The organism is Belnapia sp. AC561 (genome assembly GCF_979252845.1).
Map to the genome: position 1 here is coordinate 1 of NZ_CEEDBP010000419.1, position 245 is coordinate 245.

Here is a 245-nt window from a genome sequence, read left to right on the forward strand (position 1 = left end):
GTTTGAAGGTAGTTATTTACCTGAGCAATACTTTCGCCGAATACGAGCTTTTTATTAACCTTGTTGTCCAAACCGTAATATTTTAAAGCTTCTGCTGCAGCCTTGCCATATGGTGCAGTTTTTGGGTTTGCTATGGCAATTGTTTTCACCCCTTCAGTTGCCAACATTATTTGCCATTTTTTAAAATCGCCGCCGGCAAAACCACAAACTATTAAACTACCTAACGCATAAACTTTAGGCTTCGC

At 39.6% G+C, this 245-nt stretch carries 1 protein-coding gene; it reads right to left on the bottom strand.

What is annotated here, in order from left to right; translation table 11 throughout:
- Window positions 1-245 (bottom strand): substrate-binding domain-containing protein (locus AC0IW9_RS31680; protein ID WP_471652249.1); only part of this gene is annotated, 245 nt, incomplete at both ends.